Source organism: Cytobacillus mangrovibacter (genome assembly GCF_042865275.1).
GTDB lineage: Bacteria > Bacillota > Bacilli > Bacillales > Cytobacillaceae > Cytobacillus > Cytobacillus mangrovibacter.
Genome location: NZ_JBIACJ010000003.1, coordinates 300375 through 315041, shown reverse-complemented (window position 1 = coordinate 315041; position 14667 = coordinate 300375). Strand labels below are relative to the sequence as shown.

The window sequence follows — 14667 nt, the reverse complement described above, 5'->3', positions numbered from 1 at the left end:
TTAATCCATTAAAAAGAAAGGATGGCTTGCAGTAGCCTTAAGCATGGTAAACAATAATATTTTAAAAATGCCTATACTTTTTTTTCGTAGATAGCATTTCATAAATAGTGATCCAAATGAATACCCAAATAAATCCCATCGCAAAACCAGCAGTAACGTCTGATGGATAATGGACTTGCATCACTACTCTGCTTATTCCCATTAAGAGAATCCACAGCACTAAAAGAACTCCTGTTAGCCATTTTACAGCTTTTGATTCCAGATCAATCATTATAAAATAAGCTATCATCAAGTAAAGTATCATTCCCATCATGGCATGGCCACTTGGAAAGCTTAGACTTTTTACCGTCACCATATGCTCCAAATCAGGACGGGGTCTTCCTGCGATATTCTTTAGCCACCTATTTAATTCATTTCCAAAAACAACAGCAAAAGCAAGTACGATCATCGCTAAATAGTTCCCCTTTTTAACCCATAGCCAAAAAATGCAGACTAGACTAATAATCCCAACACCGAGTTTAGAGCCTAACCAATCCATTAATTTAAAAAATGGATACGAAAAATCCGTAAATATTCCGGTAACAAAATTTGAAATATATTGATCAAAACCTAATGGATCGCCACTTTTTACAGCTATCCAAAAGTAAATAGAAATGCATGCAGCTATAATTAATAATAAAAATGTTATTTTTGATTTTCTAAACTCCACTTTAATTACTCCTTTTTCTCACTATTGTCATCTTTAAACAAGGTTGTTTTTTGAATAAATTGTGTTAGTGATAGTCGCTTACAATTAAGATTAGTTGATTGGAGCGGAAGGTGCGAGACTCCTGCGGGAGTAGTGGGACAGGTGAGACCCCGCAGGAGCGAATGCTCCGAGGAGGCTCCCCGCCCACCCCGCGGAAAGGGAGCATCCTGGAGCGGAAATCAACTTCTACCTTTTTCGTGTTAAAAAACAACAATGCTTGAAAAAACATCCTTACGCAATTAAGATCTTTTACCAATATACCCCACATAAGACTAGATAATAATGTTATAATAATCAAAAAATTATACTTAAGGAGGAGAAAAGGTTGAGTAAATTATTTGATAAGTTAGAAAGTTATTATGAAGACATGGTTTCGATTAGAAGACATCTCCACCAGAATCCAGAATTATCATTTAAGGAAGAAAAAACCGCTGCTTATATTAAAAGTTTTTATGAAGATTTAGGAATTGAAGTGAGAGGAAATGTTGGCGGGAATGGAGTCGTCGCTAAAATCTATGGAAGCCTTCCAGGAAAAATAGTCGCATTAAGAGCAGATTTTGATGCATTGCCCATTCAGGACGAAAAAGATGTTCCATATAAATCACTTGTCCCAGGTGTCATGCATGCTTGCGGCCATGATGGACATACAGCCACTTTACTCGTGCTTGCAAAAGCCTTGCATGAATTGCGTGATGAATTAGAAGGAACGTATGTGATGATCCATCAGCATGCAGAGGAGTATGCACCAGGCGGAGCTATTTCGATGATTGAGGATGGCTGCTTAGAAGGAGTGGATGTGATTTTCGGCACCCATTTATGGGCTTCTGAGCCAACAGGAACAATCCAATATCGTGTCGGCCCAGTCATGGCCGCTGCTGATAGGTTTGAAATCACTATTCAAGGAAAAGGCGGACATGGTGCACAGCCACATAGAACAAAAGATTCAATTGTAACAGCTTCTCAATTAGTTGTTAATCTTCAGCAAATCGTAAGCAGAAAAGTAAATCCAATTGATTCAGCCGTTGTTACTGTCGGTTCTTTCGTAGCTGACAACGCCTTTAATGTGATCGCTGACAGAGCAAAGCTAATTGGGACTGTTCGAACATTTAATGAAGAGGTCCGCGAATTTATTGAGGGTGAAATTGAGAGGATTACGAAAGGAACATGCTACACAGCAGATAGTACATATGACTATTTGTACGCAAAAGGCTATCCAGCAGTTGTCAACCATAAAGAGGAAACGGACTACTTAGTCACTTGCGCAGGACAGATAGACGGTGTTACTCGTATTGAGGAAACGGAGCCACATATGGGAGGAGAGGATTTTGCCTACTATCTCCAACATAGAAAAGGGACTTTTTTCTTTACTGGTGCAAAACCTGAATATACAGATGAAAACTATCCGCATCATCATCCTAAATTTGATATTGATGAGAAGGCCATGTTAATAGCAGCTAAAACACTTGGTTCAGCAGCCATTAACTATCACGCTTCTGAAAAAATCAAGCAGGCCATCAGCTAAATTTAAAAATAGCCCCTAACCTAGTTTAATCTGGTTTAGGGGCTATTTTTAATTTGCGCATCCGGTAGGCGTTCTTTGCTACCTCACCTAAATGCTCCAATAGATTATTATTTGCATAAGCGCCTATCGCTGCTCCAATGCCTGGTACAAGCTGAAGCATTTTAACAAAATCGATATAATCACGGTATTCTTGCTGAAATTCTTGCCAATTCATTTCCATGTATTTTTCTTTACTATCATCCCAATCCTCGACAATTTGCAATGCCTCTCTTCTATTCTCATCACTTGAAAAGGCAAGCTTAAATACATGGAGAATAAATATACGCTCTTCATAGTTCGTTGTGTCAAAACCATAAACAGACGCAGCTTCGAATAAAAACTTCATTTTTATCGATAATAGCAGCGGGAAATCTGCTAAACCGAGAAGCAATCCACCTGCTCCAGTACCTGCTCCTTCGACAATTGCGGTTTTTCGATAGGTGTCCAGTTTTTTAGCTAATTGGTTATCCATCTCTGCAAGCGAGTCCAAGGAAAATTGGTTCTTTCTAGTTGTTAAATTGGAGCCTATAAGAGTTGCTTTTACCATACTGCTTATACTTTCCGTCATGATTTGATGAACTTTATCTGGAATTAAGTTATTCATTTTTGTTTGAGCTTTTTTGGAAAGTCTATTCAAAAGACTGGATCGCTTGACCATTTTGCGCTTCCATTCTTCTACTTCGCGAAATGCTGCTAATTCATATTCATTCATAAGCTACCCTGCCTTTTCTTTCAGTTTAATTCTTTACGTTAAACACAAGAAAAAGGTTTCAACATATGAAGGAATAAATTAGGATGCGAGCTTCTTTTGAATATAGATATTGGTAAAGAAATAAGCAAATCCCACTCCGGCAATAAGAGCGATTAATGCCATCACTCCTTCTCCCTTAACCAAAACAGCGATTGATAATAAAAAGGCTTGTACATACAATATTTTCGATAAAAGCTGCTTAAACGATTTCGACTTCAGCTCTTCATCAACTGGGTACAGCTTCACCCATAGCTTATGCTGATGGTGATTCCAAAGTGGCACTAGCTGGAACCCGGTTAAATACATAAAGAGCAAAATGAGCAAAATCTGCCCGAATCCAAATGAAATTAAATAAATACCTGCTGCACCAATGATGGTCAAGCGGATAAATAGACCAAAGTAATCTCCAGCCCGTAAAAAGGTTCTGATAAATAGATAACTAAACGTATTTTTCTGCCCATATTCAAGCTTGCTAAATAACCAATCAAGCCATAGACGTCTTTTTACCCGATCTCTCAAATTCGGCACGTCTGTAAACATATTAGCTAGCCTATAAAAGGAAGTCATTCTTCTTTCTTCTTGCTCAATTAAAAACTCCCACTTCAACCCTTTTTCCTTCGTACTATTCCTATAAAAGAGAAGCAAGAGGATTAAGAGGAATACCTCTGGAAGCAGCAATAACAAACTTTCATTCGAGAAAAGGAAAAATAAAAAAACAGCATTGACTGCATAGCGTATCAAAGAATCTGTAAGATGAACACTTTTTTCAACATAGTATTGGACCTTCCAGCGAATAAGCAGGTTCATCACCTTAATGACCAACATTGCTGTGAAAAACGGCAAAAAGGCTTGAAAATCCCCCTCATTTATCCTTGCATACATTGGCATAAAAACAGCTAGCCCCATGATAAGCAAATAAGCCTGAAATAAATAGCTGACAACCATTGAACGTTTAAAAAAGCCTTGAAGCCTATTTTCAAGTGGCAGCAGAAAAATTCGATCAGCCTCAGTAAGAAAAGTAAAAATGGGGCTATACGTTAGAATGGAAGCAAGTACGATTGCCATAATAATCGCAGCCGGAAATTGTTCTGGAATCGTTGTTAACCATTCTTGATAATAAAAAGCTGCTGTTCCCAATAAAAAAACCATCACAATGACAATATGTCCATTAAAAATATATCGTAAGTAGCGGCTTAACTCCTTACTTGTCTGACTAAACCGCTCTTTCCATAACTTCTTCTCATCAAACATAATCTTCTTCCTTTGTCAGTTGAATATAAATATCATCCAATGTTGCATCCGGCATAGAAAATTGCTTTCTTAAATCAGCCAATGTCCCTTTTGCCCGTACCTTACCCTCATGCAAAATAACAAACCTGTCACAATATCTTTCAGCTGTTGCTAATATATGAGTCGACATTAAAATGCCGGCCCCATTCTCTTTCATTTTTTTCATTAGATCAAGCAAGGATTGAATTCCAAGTGGATCAAGTCCAACAAACGGCTCATCAACAATATAAAGAGAAGGCTGAACTAAAAACGCACACATAATCATCACCTTCTGCTTCATGCCTTTTGAAAAATGGGCAGGAAACCATTTTAATCTTTTTTCCATTCGGAATTCCTTCAGAAGCTTTTCCATTCGCTCCTTATATTCTCCAGGCAGAATGCCATAAGCCATTGCGGTCATTTCCAAATGCTCTTTAAGCGTTAATTCATCGTATAAAATAGGTGTTTCCGGCACAAATGTAAATTGTCTGCGGTATCCTTCTTTATCTTTATGAAACGTATTTCCATTAATCGTAATTTCTCCACTCTGTGGCTCCATCAAGCCTATCACATGTTTAATTGTCGTACTTTTCCCAGCTCCATTTAATCCAATTAAGCCAACGATTTCTTTTTCTTCCACTTCAAAAGAAACATCCTTCAGCACCGGATTCCTTGTATAGCCACCTGTTATATTCTTTATTTCCAAAAGAGCCATATTCAACGTCCTTCCGTATTTGTTATTTCTATTGTAAGAAACGCCGCAGCTACTTGTCCAATCTGGAAGCAAGAGATTGGAAGTGAGATAAGTTGGTGGGCTGATTTCTTATCTAACCTAAATGATAAAAAAAATTAATTCATTCATGTATATGAAATTCAAAAAGCGGACATTCTAATCTATGAAGGGGAAACAAGCCATTTGATAACATAAAAAATTATCAAAACTTGAAATGAGGTGTCTGTCGCAGACAGCAAAGTTCTCTTTCATGAATAGCTTCAAACGTTCCTAATACTAAGGGGATGGTTACATTGGGCTACACTGCTGAATGAACCAAAGGATCTTAAGCCTTGATCGCCTAACTTCGATGGTGGTCTAACAATCACTTTTTAAATGAGGTGTTTGTAAAAGACAATAACCTGCTTTATACGCCTAAAAACATATAAAGAGATTAGGGGATGGTCAGCTTGAACAAAGATCGAAAGTCTCTAGAATTAAACACAATCATTCATAATAAATGAGGTGTTTATCAAAGAGAATAACCTGAAGTAGAAACGTCTTAAAACGAAGCTTTCCCCTTCACGAGGGCAGGATTCCACGCGGATCCTGCCTTTTAACATTTTTATAAATATGATAATATAAGGAAAACGTCAAAATTTAGGAGTTGTTTCTAATGAGCGATTGTATTTTCTGTAAAATAGTCAATGGAGAAATACCGTCAGCCAAGGTTTTCGAGAATGAACATGTAGTGGCTTTTCTTGATATTAGCCAAGTAACAAAGGGTCATACATTAATTATTCCGAAAGTACATAATGAAAACATCTTTGATTTAAGTCCAGAAGCCGCACGGAATCTTTTTGAAGTAGTCCCACAGCTTGCTAATGCCATAAAAGCACAATTCAACCCAGTTGGAATGAATATCGTCCAAAATACTGGTGAGCTCGCTGGTCAAACTGTTTTCCACTATCATATGCACCTAATACCAAGATACGGAAACGGAGATGGCTTCGGTGCCGTTTGGAAATCACATCAATCTGACTATAGCCCAGCAGATTTGCAAGAATTAGCTAATGGCATTAAAAGTCATATATAATCACATCAATAAGACTTCCTCCTAAGGGAAGTCTTTTTTATTTAGTCACTTTTTTTAATTGTTGTTTGAATAAGTTTTGAAAAAGAATACAGTTGACAAAAAACTTCGTTGATTGGAGCGGAAGGCATGAGACTCCTCGAAAATGCATCCGCATTTCCTCGTGCGGTGTTCATTCAAGAAGCCTATTCAACGTCCTGCGGGAGTAGTGGGACAGCTGAGACCCCACAGGCGCTTTAGCGCCGAGGAGGCTCAGCGCCCACCCCGCGGAAAGCGAATGCCTGGAGCGGAAATCAACCTCTACAAATTAAATTTTCCAATAGCAACAATATTTGCGAAAACAGCCTTTCATTTAATATATTTTCTAAATATTCACAATAACATCTGTACAATGAAAACTTTTTTGTTAGGATAGAATTATCTTTATATGGAGGGGTAAACAAATGAACCGAGCACTTAATTTCAATGCAGGTCCAGCCATGTTACCAGAAGAAGTATTATTGGAGGCAAATAAGAACTGGCTTAATTTTAATGGAACTGGTATGGCCGTAATGGAGCTTAGTCACAGAAGCAATGAATACGAAGAAGTTCATGAAAAAGCCCAAGTATTATTGCGTGAACTCCTATCCATCCCTAGCAGCTATGAAGTTCTTTTTCTTCAAGGTGGAGCAAGCTTACAGTTCTCAATGGTACCAATGAACCTGTTAACGAAAGAAAGCACAGGAAACTACATATTAACTGGAGCTTGGTCGGAAAAGGCATGGGAGGAAGCAAAAAAAATTGGGCAAACATTCATTTCCGCATCAAGCAAAGAGCAAGAATATAAGTCCATTCCAAATATTATCAATGAGATTTCAGAGGATGCAGCCTATCTCCACATAACGAGCAATAATACGATATATGGCACACAATGGCATCATTTTCCTTCGAATGAAAAGGTCCCTTTAGTCGCTGATATGTCAAGTGATATTCTTAGCAGACCTATCTCAATGGAAAACTTTGATCTAATATATGCTGGTGCACAAAAAAACCTTGGTCCATCAGGAGTAACAGTTGTAATAATCAAAAAGGAGCTTCTAGCCAGATCAAACAACAGTCTTTTGCCGACAATGCTAAATTACAACACCTATGCAAAACATAACTCCCTATACAACACTCCCCCTACCCTTTCGATCTATTTACTAAAGCTTGTACTTGAATGGGCTGTAAGACAAGGTGGCTTAGAAGCATTAGAAAATAAAAATAAAGAAAAGGCAAACATCTTATATGATGCCATTGATAGCAGCAGTCATTTTTATGTAGGACATGCTGATAAAAAAAATAGGTCAAAAATGAATGTCACTTTCAATCTTGACAATCAAGAGTTAGCCAATCGCTTTCTCCATCAAGCAAAAGAGGAAGGGTTCATCGGTCTAAACGGACATCGTTCTATTGGTGGATGCCGTGCCTCCATTTACAATGCAATGCCATTAGAATATGTGCATCGACTAGCTGAGTTTATGAAAAAATTCAGGAATTTAAGTTAACTGAAAATTAATTCCCCCTTTTGATCAAATCTATGATACAATAACTACAAGTTTTTCGCTGCAGGCATAGAGAGCACTGTAGGAGAAACCAAAATAGTTGAGATGAGAAGAGGAGAGATGAGAAATGAATACGAAAAATCTTGTAGCCCTATCCCTTTTGGTGGGAATGGGAGCCGTACTGCATGCTGTTATGCCTGGTTTTGGTGCAGGGATGAAGCCTGACATGATGTTAACAATGATGTTTTTAGGGATTATTCTTTTTCCAGATCGAAAAAGCGTTTTACTACTATCTTTAACAACAGGGTTAATTTCAGGGTTAACAACCACCTTCCCTGGTGGACTGATACCAAATATCATTGATAAACCAGTAACTGCTGCGATATTTTTTGGATTATTCCTTGTACTTAAGAAATATCGAAAGTCAATCATTAGTGCTTCTATTTTAACTGCGATTGGCACCCTTATTTCTGGAGTTGTTTTTTTAACATCAGCTTATTTTATCGTTGGATTGCCTGGCCCTTTTGCAGCATTATTTGCTGGAGTCGTATTGCCGGCAACCATTGTCAATACAATTACAATGGTTGTGCTCTACCCAATTGCACAAACCATTATTAAAAGAACAAAACTTAACGAACAGCCCTTACACATAAAGACAAGATAATATATCAGTTCATAGAAATAGAAAAACCCGCTGCAGCGGGTTTTTTATTTGAAGCTATGCATGATCACACCAAGCAGCATAAACCCGATTCCCCCTGCCGCAAAAGCAGCTGCTCTCCTTTTTAATATATATTTCGGCGGGTATACACCTGGTTTTTTTATCGCTAAATAGAAATGAACACCACCTGCTATTAACAAAGTTCCTATCGTAAATATTCCTGCTGTTACTCCTGACATATCGGCCAATTCACTCCCTTTAATAAACTATCCGTATTATTCAATTAATTAAATGTATGCTTATCCTTCTGCCCATATGTACCATATTAAATCTGCGATAAATCCTTCACAATTTTATGAGGGATTTATCTTAAAGATGTAGTAAAATCTATACTAAAGAGAACTAAAAGAGGTGAAAGTAAAATGAAGGCAAAATCTTTATTGTTTGGATTTATGGTAGGTGCTGCAGCAGCTGGAATAAGTACATTGTTAACAGCTCCAGCTTCTGGAAGAGACACTTTGAGATGTATGCAGCAAAGAAAAGAAAACTTACAAAATCAAATTTCCGAACTCAATCATAAACTAATTCAATTAAAGGATACAGCAATCACAGCTTCCAAAGAGGGAAGAAAAGGAATTACTGCTTTTTCATCAGATGTGACCCATTCAATAAAAAACTGGAAGCAAGAAATCCTTCCCCACCAACAAGAGCTACAAAAAGAATTACAAGCTATTGAATCGGCCCTCCAAGAACTTGAAAAAAACTTAAACGGGCAAAAAGCTTAAAAAACTACAATAATTTTGATAAAGCTTCCTAAACAAATGGCTGTATTAAAGCTAATTGTTGATTTTGCACCCTGTTGATTGGAGCGGAAGGCACGAGACTCCTGCGGGAGATGTGGGACAGATGAGACCCCACAGGAGCTTGTGCCCCGAGGAGGCTCATCGCCCCCCCCCCGCGGAAAGGGAGTGCCTGGAGCGGAAATCAACAGGCCTATTTAACAGAGCTAAACAAATAAAAAATCCTTTCTTTGTTAAAAAAAGAAGGATTTTTTCTTTTTTAGCCGAAAACAAATATATTAATAAAGTGAACCCGCATTTTACAAGATTTTTTTTGTTAAATTATTTCTTAGAACCTACATTTCAAATTTTCTGTATCCCTTTCAAAAAGGTTCAAATATAATTATATGAAGTAATTTCTAAAAATTTAGTAAATTTATATCTTTATTAATTTTTGTTTTATTGGCATAATGTTATTAGACCATAAAAAGTAGGTGAAGAATTCGAATGAACGATAAACTATATTCGATGAAAGAAGCAATGATCTTTAGTCAAAGAATCGCCCAATTGAGTAAAGCACTTTGGAAAACAATTGAAAAGGATTGGCAGCAGTGGATCAAGCCTTATGATTTGAATATTAACGAACATCATATCTTATGGATTTCCTATCATTTAAAAGGGGCATCTATTTCAGATGTTGCAAAATTTGGTGTCATGCATGTATCAACTGCATTTAACTTTTCGAAGAAACTTGAAGAACGAGGCTTATTGAAGTTTTCTAAAAAAGAAAGCGACAAGAGGAATACTTATATCGAACTGACCACTGAAGGTGAAAATGTCTTACTTAGCCTAATGGAATCATATGATCCGAATCAAAACGCTGTCTACACAGGTGCTAAGCCTTTGCGTGATCTTTATGGGAAGTTCCCTGATATCATTGAAATTATGGCTATTGTTAGAAACATTTACGGAGATGACTTTATGGAAATCTTCGAAAAATCATTTGCAAACTTAGATAATGATTTTGTGGAGGAAGAAGGAAAGCTTTATAAAAAAGATACTTCCCTACAAGAAAGTGTATAAATAAATTAGAGATATTTTCTCATTTCCTCCATTAATTGCGTATATAAATCCTGTTGAATACAAGCATGGATTACCTCACCAGCTTGAAGATTAGGATGTAAATATTTTTCAAATTCTTTATAAAGCGGATGAAAATATAGAAAACCTTCCGCTTTTTGTTCTTCCATCTTTATGCTCATTCTCTCACAAAATTGTTTAAATCCCTCTACATCCTTTTCTCCAAGTGATTTTTCAACAGCTAATTTATAAAACTGATTATTTTTATTTTCTATAAACTTCAATAGCAATTTTTGCTGGTATTCCAATTTATAGATCTTTTCCAATAAGACATTAATATCCACATGCGCCCTCCTTCCTCAGTCATTTGTCCACTTATATTCTTCGACAAAATCTACGTTTTTTTCCTATTGATTTTTTTGCTCTTTCATCGTACATTATTTTAGTATGTTTTGAGGAAATATTATTTTCTCCATATGGAGGTATGATGCAATGAATTGCTGGAAGACAATTAATTATAACAAGCATTACGGATCACATAGACTTTTCTTCATGTCTTCCTTAACAATGTTATTAACTTTTATTATTATTTATGGTCCTGTTCAACATTTAGCTGGAACGACTTCGTTCCATGATAATTACTTCTTATTATTTATTATGAGCTTATGGATCATGTATCCACTTCATAAACTATTTCACTATTTACCAATTGCCCATCTAGGGGAAAAGGTAAGTAAGCTGGTAACCATTAAATATGGCCTTTTTCCAATTATCCAAACGAAAGTTTGTGAGCCAATTGCCAAATGGCTATTTGTAATTGCTTTATTTACACCATTTGTAGTAATAAATAGCATATTAGTTTGGGCATGTTTTCTTTTCCCACATTATGTACATTATTTTACCATTTTACTAGCTTTCCATGTTGGTATTTGTTTTTCTGATCTAGTTCGTGCTAAAAATGTGCTTTCTGCACCCAATCATTCATATATTGAAGAGAATGAAGATGGCTTAGAGATTTTACTGCGCAGCAACAATCCTTAATATTTTTCTATTAGGTGTCCAAAACGGATGCCTTTTCCATTATTTTGAAAGCATCAATCAAATGATTGCTTACAAAGTCTTAAAGACTATCTTTTTTCAGCAAATTTTGTTATTGTAAGTAACATACAAATGTACTGACTTTTTTTCGTAAAAAATTCACAGTTTAAGGGAGGGAATTTTCGATGATCTCCATTTTTATTATTTTTGCCGTTTTTATTTTATACAATATTAATAAAATGACAAATTCCCTTTGTCTTCAAAAGGAAATCCCTGAGGAACGACAGCCTAAAGTATTTAGAACGATCAATATTTTAGTCACTATCCTTTTGATATCCTCATTCGTTGAAATTCTATACGCATAAAGCGAAACCTCCAACAGTGGGGGCGTTCTTTCCCTCTCACTAACGGCTAGTAAAACCAATCGGGCATTTACAGACAGTTGATATTTAAATTAACTACATAGAAAAAGCGGTGGGAAATTTAGCCCTCCGCTTTTTCTTATACACTATTAAATGGATCAGCCCCAATTACATCCAGGATGCTCCGATAATAATTAAAAGGATGAATAAAACGACTAGTAAGGCAAAGCCTCCGCCAAGTCCATATCCAGCTCCACCAGACATATTGTTTCCTCCCTTCCAATACAGTAATGGGATCAAATGGATCCCATCACTTACTCCAATTGCGCTTTACTTTGTTCAGCTTCATCGGCTAGGGGCTTGAGGTGACCTTGTCGCCCCTGAACGAGCCGATTACGCTTTTCTTTGTCTAGCTCCATCGGCTAGGGGCTCGAGGTGACCTTGTCGCCCCTGAACGAGCCGATTACGCTTTTCTTCTTATAACCAAGCTGCGCCTACGATAATTAGTAAGATGAACAATACTACGATTAACGCGAAACCTCCGCCGTATCCTGCACCCATGAGAACACCCTCCTTTCATGCTGCTAACATATACTATTCAACAACCGCCGCGAGCGAATAGGCATTTATCACGACTTATCCAAAATTCTTACTGAGGTCAAGGACCTCGTAAAAAGTATTCTTTGTATCATATGACCGATTGAATGATTTGGGATAGGTAAAAACCTATTTTTTGCAAATCACCTTAGGTTATTGTTTTTGTTCTTCCTAATAATTGTGGTATAGTAAGTTTTGTGAAATCTAAATCGATAAATACTAATAGGAGTGTTCAACATGAAAAAATGGATTATTGCCCTCACAGTTTCTGCTGGGGTTTTGGGATTAAGCGCATGTAACAGCACAAGCGGATCTAAAGATGTTGTTGTTGAGACAAAAGCGGGTGATATTTCAAAGGACGAGCTTTATAATGCAATGAAAGATAAAGTTGGTGAACAAGCGCTAAGAGAGCTTGTCTATCAAAAAGTCCTTTCAGAGAAATATAATGTAACGGATGAGGAATTGAATGAAAAAGTCGATGAATTAAAACAACAGCTTGGTACTAACTTCGAACTCGCACTACAACAATATGGCTATAAGGATGAAGAAGATTTAAAAGCTACATTTAAAACAGGCTTAATGCAAGAAAAAGCAGCTATTAAAGATGTTAAGGCAACTGAAGAAGAAGTTAAGGAATACTATGATAACTTCAAGCCACAAATTAAAGCTCGTCACATCTTAATAAAGATTGATGAAGATACAACAGAGGCAGATGCTAAGAAAAAAATTGATGAAGTAAAGAAAAAGCTAGATGAAGGCGGAAAATTCGAAGATTTAGCGACTGAGTATTCTGAAGATCCAGGTTCAGCAGCAAATGGCGGTGACCTTGGCTGGTTCGGAGCTGGACAAATGGTTCCTGAATTTGAAGAAGCTGCTTATGCGCTTGATGTAAATGAAATTAGTGCGCCAGTTAAATCACAGCACGGCTATCATATTATCCAAACAACTGAGAAAAAAGAGAAAAAGTCGTTTGAAGATATGAAAGAAAAGATGGAATATGAAGTGAAGGTTGCTAAGCTTGACGGTGAAAAAATCGAAAAGGCTATGGAACGTGAATTGAAAGATGCAAGTGTAAAAATCAATGATAAAGACTTAAAAGATATCCTAAAAAGCAATACTGAAACAGAGAAATAATTTCAGGATCTAACAAGAAAAGGTTCCCCAAAATGGGAACCTTTTCTTGTTGATGATTAAACCGCTCTTCTTGCTTCTTTCTCCTTCTCAAGTCTTTCCATATAGACCTTTCCTTCAAGTTCAATACTTTCACTCTCAATCTTTCGCTCTTCTTTCCCTGTTTTAATAGCCATGTACGCACTTATAAGAATTCCTACGATAGCAAAATAAACCCAAATTGGGATAGTCATCATCCTTTTCATCCCCCTTTATTGAATGGTTGTCCCTTCTTTATTAAAATTTATGCCTAGAATTGAAAATTATGATTACACATACCTATTTTATCCGCTCAAAAATAAACAGCCGCCCCTCACACATAAGAGGGCACGGCTGTAAATCTGCGATAAATTAGTTATGAAAGCTTGGTTTATAAAAAGATCGGTTGTCTAAAGCAAATACTCTTTCAGTGAATTCGCCTGGCTTCACTCTATCAAGTGCCCGATCAAGCATATTCATCTTTGCATCAAGATTATCGATGTAATGCAGAATTTCAGCCTCTTTAATTAGCGGAGGCTTTGGGCTTCCCCATTCAGCTTTGCCATGATGGCTAAGAACTAGGTGCTGAAGAACGAGTATCTCTTCACCCGAAATAGAAAGTTCATCAGCTGCTTTGCCAATTTCATTGACCATAATCGTAATATGACCAAGAAGATTGCCTTCAATCGTGTAGACCGTAGAGATTGGCCCAGACAGTTCAATAATCTTCCCTAAATCATGCAGAATAACTCCAGCATATAAAAGATCTTTATCAAGACTCGGGTAAAGCCCTGCAATTGCTTTAGCTAAGTCAAGCATGGATACAACATGATAAGCAAGTCCTGACACAAACTCATGATGGTTTTTCGTTGCAGCAGGGTATTCAAGAAACGCCTTCTGATTTTTACTAATTAAATAGCGTGTAATTCTTTGGATATTTGGATTTTTCATTTCAAAAATGTACTGAGTTATTTTCCCCATCATTTCTTCTGTACTTAATGGGGCCGTTTCAAGAAAATCCGCTAATTTAACAGAATCAGTTGGAGACGCCGAGCGTATTTGCCGGATTCTAAGCTGATTCCTCCCACGATAATTCAATATATCCCCGGTCACTTTGACAATTGTTTGAGGACTATAATTCTTTTCATCGCCATCTGATACATCCCAAAGCTTTGCTTCAATATCTCCACTCTTATCTTGAAATATTAATGTCAAAAAAGGCTTGCCATTACTGGCAATTCCTTTCGTCGCATTTTTCACAAGTAAAAAAAGATCAATTTGCTCACCAACATCATAATTAATAATTCCCTTTGACATCCCTTCACCGACTCTCCTTTTTATGAA

19 protein-coding genes are annotated in these 14667 nt (G+C 36.9%); 9 read left to right on the top strand and 10 right to left on the bottom strand.

Annotation, left to right across the window (positions count from 1 at the left end; translation table 11 throughout):
• Positions 1 to 61: 61 nt before the first annotated feature.
• A complete protein-coding gene (locus ACFYKT_RS07965) occupies positions 62 to 709 on the bottom strand; it encodes a phosphatase PAP2 family protein (RefSeq protein WP_389217945.1) in 648 nt (215 codons plus the stop codon).
• Between the two features lie 406 nt (positions 710 to 1115).
• Between ACFYKT_RS07965 and ACFYKT_RS07960 the strand changes: the two genes are divergently transcribed.
• On the top strand, positions 1116 to 2270 hold the full coding sequence (locus tag ACFYKT_RS07960; protein WP_389218316.1) for a M20 family metallopeptidase: 1155 nt from the start codon (positions 1116 to 1118) through the stop codon (positions 2268 to 2270).
• A 25-nt stretch (positions 2271 to 2295) separates the two neighbouring features.
• Here ACFYKT_RS07960 and ACFYKT_RS07955 read toward each other — a convergent pair whose 3' ends face one another.
• From ACFYKT_RS07955 to ACFYKT_RS07945, 3 genes are all read right to left on the bottom strand, one after another.
• Entirely contained in the window at positions 2296 to 3021 is a 726-nt protein-coding gene (locus ACFYKT_RS07955; RefSeq protein ID WP_389217942.1) for an EcsC family protein, read from the bottom strand.
• Positions 3022 to 3099: 78 nt separating this feature from the next.
• Positions 3100 to 4311, bottom strand: a complete 1212-nt coding sequence (locus tag ACFYKT_RS07950) for an ABC transporter permease (RefSeq protein WP_389217939.1) — start codon at positions 4309 to 4311, stop codon at positions 3100 to 3102.
• On the bottom strand, positions 4304 to 5044 hold the full coding sequence (locus ACFYKT_RS07945; RefSeq protein WP_389217936.1) for an ABC transporter ATP-binding protein: 741 nt from the start codon (positions 5042 to 5044) through the stop codon (positions 4304 to 4306). Before ACFYKT_RS07945 ends, ACFYKT_RS07950 begins: the two co-directional genes overlap by 8 nt.
• A 673-nt stretch (positions 5045 to 5717) precedes the next feature.
• Between ACFYKT_RS07945 and ACFYKT_RS07940 the strand changes: the two genes are divergently transcribed.
• The 3 genes from ACFYKT_RS07940 (at position 5718) to ACFYKT_RS07930 (ending at position 8321) form a co-directional block, all read left to right on the top strand.
• Positions 5718 to 6137, top strand: a complete 420-nt coding sequence (locus tag ACFYKT_RS07940; protein ID WP_389217933.1) for an HIT family protein — start codon at positions 5718 to 5720, stop codon at positions 6135 to 6137.
• 440 nt (positions 6138 to 6577) lie between these two features.
• Complete coding sequence (serC, locus tag ACFYKT_RS07935; RefSeq protein WP_389217930.1) at positions 6578 to 7660, top strand: 3-phosphoserine/phosphohydroxythreonine transaminase; 1083 nt, start codon at positions 6578 to 6580, stop codon at positions 7658 to 7660.
• A gap of 124 nt (positions 7661 to 7784) precedes the next feature.
• Entirely contained in the window at positions 7785 to 8321 is a 537-nt protein-coding gene (locus tag ACFYKT_RS07930; protein ID WP_389217927.1) for a tryptophan transporter, read from the top strand.
• Positions 8322 to 8365: 44 nt separating this feature from the next.
• Here the strand turns inward: ACFYKT_RS07930 and ACFYKT_RS07925 are convergent, their stop codons facing one another.
• Entirely contained in the window at positions 8366 to 8557 is a 192-nt protein-coding gene (locus ACFYKT_RS07925; RefSeq protein ID WP_389217924.1) for a hypothetical protein, read from the bottom strand.
• 183 nt (positions 8558 to 8740) lie between these two features.
• Between ACFYKT_RS07925 and ACFYKT_RS07920 the strand changes: the two genes are divergently transcribed.
• Together ACFYKT_RS07920 and ACFYKT_RS07915 are read left to right on the top strand one after the other, a co-directional pair.
• Entirely contained in the window at positions 8741 to 9103 is a 363-nt protein-coding gene (locus tag ACFYKT_RS07920) for a YtxH domain-containing protein (protein WP_389217922.1), read from the top strand.
• A 501-nt stretch (positions 9104 to 9604) separates the two neighbouring features.
• Positions 9605 to 10180 (top strand): HTH-type transcriptional regulator Hpr, encoded by a 576-nt coding sequence (locus ACFYKT_RS07915; protein ID WP_389217919.1) that lies wholly within the window; start codon positions 9605 to 9607, stop codon positions 10178 to 10180.
• A gap of 5 nt (positions 10181 to 10185) precedes the next feature.
• On the opposite strand, the gene ACFYKT_RS07910 is transcribed toward ACFYKT_RS07915, so the two are convergent.
• Positions 10186 to 10521 (bottom strand): DUF1878 family protein, encoded by a 336-nt coding sequence (locus tag ACFYKT_RS07910; protein ID WP_389217916.1) that lies wholly within the window; start codon positions 10519 to 10521, stop codon positions 10186 to 10188.
• Between the two features lie 148 nt (positions 10522 to 10669).
• Between ACFYKT_RS07910 and ACFYKT_RS07905 the strand changes: the two genes are divergently transcribed.
• Together ACFYKT_RS07905 and ACFYKT_RS07900 are read left to right on the top strand one after the other, a co-directional pair.
• Complete coding sequence (locus ACFYKT_RS07905; protein WP_389217913.1) at positions 10670 to 11218, top strand: DUF3267 domain-containing protein; 549 nt, start codon at positions 10670 to 10672, stop codon at positions 11216 to 11218.
• A 182-nt stretch (positions 11219 to 11400) separates the two neighbouring features.
• Complete coding sequence (locus tag ACFYKT_RS07900; protein WP_389217911.1) at positions 11401 to 11580, top strand: hypothetical protein; 180 nt, start codon at positions 11401 to 11403, stop codon at positions 11578 to 11580.
• Between the two features lie 165 nt (positions 11581 to 11745).
• Here ACFYKT_RS07900 and ACFYKT_RS07895 read toward each other — a convergent pair whose 3' ends face one another.
• Complete coding sequence (locus ACFYKT_RS07895) at positions 11746 to 11841, bottom strand: YjcZ family sporulation protein (protein ID WP_389217908.1); 96 nt, start codon at positions 11839 to 11841, stop codon at positions 11746 to 11748.
• Between the two features lie 213 nt (positions 11842 to 12054).
• Positions 12055 to 12138 (bottom strand): YjcZ family sporulation protein, encoded by an 84-nt coding sequence (locus ACFYKT_RS07890; RefSeq protein WP_064503397.1) that lies wholly within the window; start codon positions 12136 to 12138, stop codon positions 12055 to 12057.
• Positions 12139 to 12411: 273 nt separating this feature from the next.
• Here ACFYKT_RS07890 and ACFYKT_RS07885 point away from each other — a divergent pair, with 273 nt between their 5' ends.
• Positions 12412 to 13308 carry a peptidylprolyl isomerase gene (locus ACFYKT_RS07885; RefSeq protein WP_389217905.1) on the top strand — a complete coding sequence of 299 codons (897 nt, stop codon included), beginning with the start codon at positions 12412 to 12414 and terminating at the stop codon, positions 13306 to 13308.
• Positions 13309 to 13364: 56 nt separating this feature from the next.
• On the opposite strand, the gene ACFYKT_RS07880 is transcribed toward ACFYKT_RS07885, so the two are convergent.
• Both ACFYKT_RS07880 and yhaM read right to left on the bottom strand, forming a co-directional pair.
• The gene (locus ACFYKT_RS07880) at positions 13365 to 13538 is read right to left on the bottom strand and encodes a sporulation YhaL family protein (protein WP_389218313.1); all 174 of its coding nucleotides are present in this window, start codon (positions 13536 to 13538) and stop codon (positions 13365 to 13367) included.
• Between the two features lie 157 nt (positions 13539 to 13695).
• Positions 13696 to 14640 carry a 3'-5' exoribonuclease YhaM gene (gene yhaM / locus ACFYKT_RS07875; protein WP_389217903.1) on the bottom strand — a complete coding sequence of 315 codons (945 nt, stop codon included), beginning with the start codon at positions 14638 to 14640 and terminating at the stop codon, positions 13696 to 13698.
• Between the last annotated feature and the right edge of the window lie 27 nt (positions 14641 to 14667).

Coding starts and splice junctions, on each gene's coding strand:
- ACFYKT_RS07960 (WP_389218316.1), top strand. CDS start 1,116: ATGGTTTCGATTAGAAGACATCTCCACCAGAATCCAGAATTATCATTT.
- ACFYKT_RS07955 (WP_389217942.1), bottom strand. CDS start 3,021: ATGAATGAATATGAATTAGCAGCATTTCGCGAAGTAGAAGAATGGAAG.
- ACFYKT_RS07950 (WP_389217939.1), bottom strand. CDS start 4,311: ATGTTTGATGAGAAGAAGTTATGGAAAGAGCGGTTTAGTCAGACAAGT.
- ACFYKT_RS07945 (WP_389217936.1), bottom strand. CDS start 5,044: ATGGCTCTTTTGGAAATAAAGAATATAACAGGTGGCTATACAAGGAAT.
- ACFYKT_RS07940 (WP_389217933.1), top strand. CDS start 5,718: ATGAGCGATTGTATTTTCTGTAAAATAGTCAATGGAGAAATACCGTCA.
- serC (WP_389217930.1), top strand. CDS start 6,578: ATGAACCGAGCACTTAATTTCAATGCAGGTCCAGCCATGTTACCAGAA.
- ACFYKT_RS07930 (WP_389217927.1), top strand. CDS start 7,785: ATGAATACGAAAAATCTTGTAGCCCTATCCCTTTTGGTGGGAATGGGA.
- ACFYKT_RS07925 (WP_389217924.1), bottom strand. CDS start 8,557: ATGTCAGGAGTAACAGCAGGAATATTTACGATAGGAACTTTGTTAATA.
- ACFYKT_RS07920 (WP_389217922.1), top strand. CDS start 8,741: ATGAAGGCAAAATCTTTATTGTTTGGATTTATGGTAGGTGCTGCAGCA.
- ACFYKT_RS07915 (WP_389217919.1), top strand. CDS start 9,605: ATGAACGATAAACTATATTCGATGAAAGAAGCAATGATCTTTAGTCAA.
- ACFYKT_RS07905 (WP_389217913.1), top strand. CDS start 10,670: ATGAATTGCTGGAAGACAATTAATTATAACAAGCATTACGGATCACAT.
- ACFYKT_RS07900 (WP_389217911.1), top strand. CDS start 11,401: ATGATCTCCATTTTTATTATTTTTGCCGTTTTTATTTTATACAATATT.
- ACFYKT_RS07895 (WP_389217908.1), bottom strand. CDS start 11,841: ATGTCTGGTGGAGCTGGATATGGACTTGGCGGAGGCTTTGCCTTACTA.
- ACFYKT_RS07890 (WP_064503397.1), bottom strand. CDS start 12,138: ATGGGTGCAGGATACGGCGGAGGTTTCGCGTTAATCGTAGTATTGTTC.
- ACFYKT_RS07885 (WP_389217905.1), top strand. CDS start 12,412: ATGAAAAAATGGATTATTGCCCTCACAGTTTCTGCTGGGGTTTTGGGA.
- ACFYKT_RS07880 (WP_389218313.1), bottom strand. CDS start 13,538: ATGACTATCCCAATTTGGGTTTATTTTGCTATCGTAGGAATTCTTATA.
- yhaM (WP_389217903.1), bottom strand. CDS start 14,640: ATGTCAAAGGGAATTATTAATTATGATGTTGGTGAGCAAATTGATCTT.